The organism is Candidatus Propionivibrio aalborgensis (assembly GCF_900089945.1).
GTDB lineage: Bacteria > Pseudomonadota > Gammaproteobacteria > Burkholderiales > Rhodocyclaceae > Propionivibrio > Propionivibrio aalborgensis.
This window is the reverse complement of the sequence record NZ_FLQY01000149.1, coordinates 1-3,215: the sequence shown is the minus strand read 5'-3', so window position 1 is coordinate 3,215 and position 3,215 is coordinate 1. Positions and strand designations below refer to the sequence as shown.

Below are 3,215 nucleotides of genomic sequence, written 5' to 3'. Positions count from 1 at the left end.
TCCATCGCAATTCGACATCAGCATAATCAGAAAGTTCATTCTTCATTGTGCCGAATCAATAGAAACCGCAGGTGAGCGTTCATGACGGCGCATTTGAAAGTGCCTCTGGCGCCGGGCTGCTCACCGACGCCGTGCTGGCCGTGGTGGAGCTACCTCTAGCCGACAACATGGCGCCTTTGCTGGTCAAAGGAAAGGATCCGGCACGCTGAACAGGGTTAGGAACGGTCAATGCGCCGGGTCGCCGAACAATGCATAAGGTGCCCAGTAGTATGGATGACTCCACTTGCCGCCGCCGATCTGGCCATCGATCATCGCCAGTTGCGCCTGGCGCAGGCTTTCGCTGCGCGAAATGGCGCCGTTGGCATAGGCCTTCAAGGTGGCCGTGCTGAGAGCGGCGGCCGATTCGGACTCGACCGACCAATGCGTGGCCAGCACCGATCGTGCGCCGGCGAAAAAGAAACCGCGCACCAAGCCCGACATGGCGCCGCCGCCCTGTTCGCCGGCTGCCGTGTTGCACGCCGACAGCAGCACCCACTGCGCGTTCAGGCGTAGTCCGAGCACATCGTCGAGTTCGAGCAGGGGCGACTCGCGCTCGTTGGCGTTGGCGGCCATGGCCAGCGATGGTTTCGAGATGCCAGGCAATTCGCCCGGCATCAGGCCGTGAGTCGCGAAGGCGACGACACGGCGATCGAGCAGATCGGCATCGATTACGGCGCGCCGCGTTGCCTGGGCGCCAAGTACCAGGTCAGTCTTTTCATCGGCGCCGAGTGCAGCCGCCACGGCCACAAGCTCGGTGCGGGTTTCGGGGAGCGGCGGCATGTCGGCATAGCGGAAACCCCATTCCGCATCGTACCGGGCGGCCTCCGACGTCAGGTTGGCCCGCATCGGATTTGATTTTCCTGTCGCGACCGTCGGGCGGACAGTCTTCGCCTTGCTTGATGAAGCAAGCTTGAACAGCGGATCGCCAAAGCCCAGCAAAGCCTTTTCAGCGACCTTGGGTTGTACCACGCGGCGCAAAGCGAGCAACGACGATGGTGACGGAAGCTGCGTGACGGCCATTTGCCGGATTAGCCAGGCCGGAGGGGCGCGGCCTGTAGGCGGGCTGCTGACCAGCGCCCCCAGAGGCAGACTGGCCAAGGGCCCGTTGGTGGCAATGATCAGCGAACGTACGTCGCGCAGCGGTGCCTCCAGCGGCGCCAACATCTCGCGATAGAGCGCGTGCAGCATCGCCGGTTGCAGGGCGGGCTCGGATCCGGGAGTGGTCTTGGCGATGTCGAGCATGGGTCGTAACTCGACAATGCGCCGGGTGAGTCCGTCGCGGGTGAGCTTGCTGGCGCTGAAACCATTGTGTCCTTCCGCACCGATCAGCCATACCAGCGTGGCGGAGCCGGCCGGATAGACCACCAGCATCGCCTCGCCAGGCCCGAGCAGGCGGCGCAGCTGTTCAGGTCGCGGCGTTGCCGGAGTTACCAGGTCGGCATACGCGGGAAACTGCCTGGCTATGGCTTCACGCTGGTTACTCAATACTGCGCGTGCCGCCACCGCTTCGTCCTTCTGTGCCGGTATCTGCTCGCGCACCGCCTTCAGGCGTTCACCAAGTGCGTGGCGCTCACTTTCGGGCAAGGCCTTGAACGCTTCGGAACTTCGCTCGCGACGCAGGCGATCCTCCTCGGTCAGCGTGTTGTTGAGCTTGCCGAACAGCGCGGCCACAAGCTGTCGCTGGGTTTGCTCTTCATCAAGCAGCGCGCGCAATGCCGGGGTGGTGGCCAGCACGCGGGCAGTGCTGTCGGTCAGGGCGCGCTGCGTTGCGCTGAGATTGCTGCGATCGGCGATCTGCAGAGCGCGATCCGTGATCGCGGCGTCGAGCGCTTCGCCCTTCACGGCCCGTTCGGCCACGTAACGCATGAACTCGTCAAAGGCGATGCCAAGCACGTAGCCGCGTACGCCGCGCAGGTCAAGGTCAAGCCAGCCGGCGGTACTGTCGAGCGTTGCGGCGAACAATTCCTCGTAGTCGATCATCGCCTGCCTGATATCGCCACGCAACAGATGCACGACGGCGCGCACACCGGCGGCCTCCTGAGTTTGCGGATGATGCGCCCCATACAGGCGGGTCCGGTAACGGTGATAACGCTCGGCAATCTCCAGCGCTTCGTCATAGCGCCCATTTTCGGCGGCAAGCAGTGCCAGCAGGCGCCAGTTCGAGGCGCGCGTGCGCGCCAGCAGATCGACCGGCATGGCCGCGAGAAACTCGCGATACGACTCGTCAGCCTCTTTCCAGCGCTTCAGGCCGATCAGCCCGCGCACCACTTCCTGGCGGGCCAGCCAGCGCGTGTGACTGGCCGCGCTGGAGCCGGCGCGCTGCAACATTTCGTCGGACAGGCGTGCTGCCGCAAGTCCCGCCTCGTATTGCTGGGTTGAATTCAGGCTGGTCGCCAGACGATAGTTCCAGCGTGCCCCAAGAACATCGGTGAGCCTGCCGGCGCGCCACAAGGCCAGGTTCTCTTCAGCCACGTCGATGGCTTCCTGTGCGCGGCCCTGTCGTACCAAAGCATAGGTCAGCATTCCCAGCGAACCGTCGAGCCGGTTGTAGGCATCGAGAACGGCCGGGCTGCGTGCGTTACCGCTGCGCGCCTGTGTCGCGGCCACAGCGAGCCTGGCAACACCGACCGCTTCGCGCAGCGTAGCCACGGCGGCGGCCGACTCGCCCTGCCAACGCTCGATTTCCGAACGCACCTGCAAACGGTTGACGGGCAGAAATGGCGACATGCCGGTGGCTTGTTTCATCGCCTGTTTTGCCAGATCGTCCGCTCTCGACCAGAACCGGTTCATCAATAGCCGATCATGGCCCTGCGCGGCAAAATAGGTCTGCCGCAAAGCCACCGCCGCACGCGTGTCGAGCGACAACCGGGTATCGGCAATGAAGGGCTCGCAAGCCTCAAGTGCCGCGCCCGAACTGCCCCAGACAAATTCGGCGTTCAGGTAGGCCAGGATCCAATCTTCACCGCCAACGTGGCCACGGCCGGCGTCAATCAACTGGCGCGCCGTTGCGATCAAGCGCACCTGATCCTCAAGCAGGCGTGCCGCCTCGTACTGCCGCTGCAATGCGGCATAGCGGGCATCCGCGGCTTCAGGTACAGGCAAAGCCAATATTCGTGCGGCCTCAGCGGCGGTCAGCTTGATACCACTGGCGTCGACCTCATCGAAGCTCGCCGGAC

General features: G+C 64.1%; 2 protein-coding genes. One reads left to right on the top strand and one right to left on the bottom strand.

Annotation, left to right across the window (positions count from 1 at the left end; translation table 11 throughout):
• Nucleotides 1-71 precede the first annotated feature (71 nt).
• The gene (locus tag PROAA_RS08845; protein ID WP_186411000.1) at nt 72-209 is read left to right on the top strand and encodes a hypothetical protein; all 138 of its coding nucleotides are present in this window, start codon (nt 72-74) and stop codon (nt 207-209) included.
• A 16-nt stretch (nt 210-225) separates the two neighbouring features.
• Here PROAA_RS08845 and PROAA_RS08840 read toward each other — a convergent pair.
• Nucleotides 226-3,215: CHAT domain-containing protein (locus tag PROAA_RS08840; RefSeq protein WP_186410999.1), on the bottom strand; the 2,990-nt coding region annotated here is incomplete at its 5' end.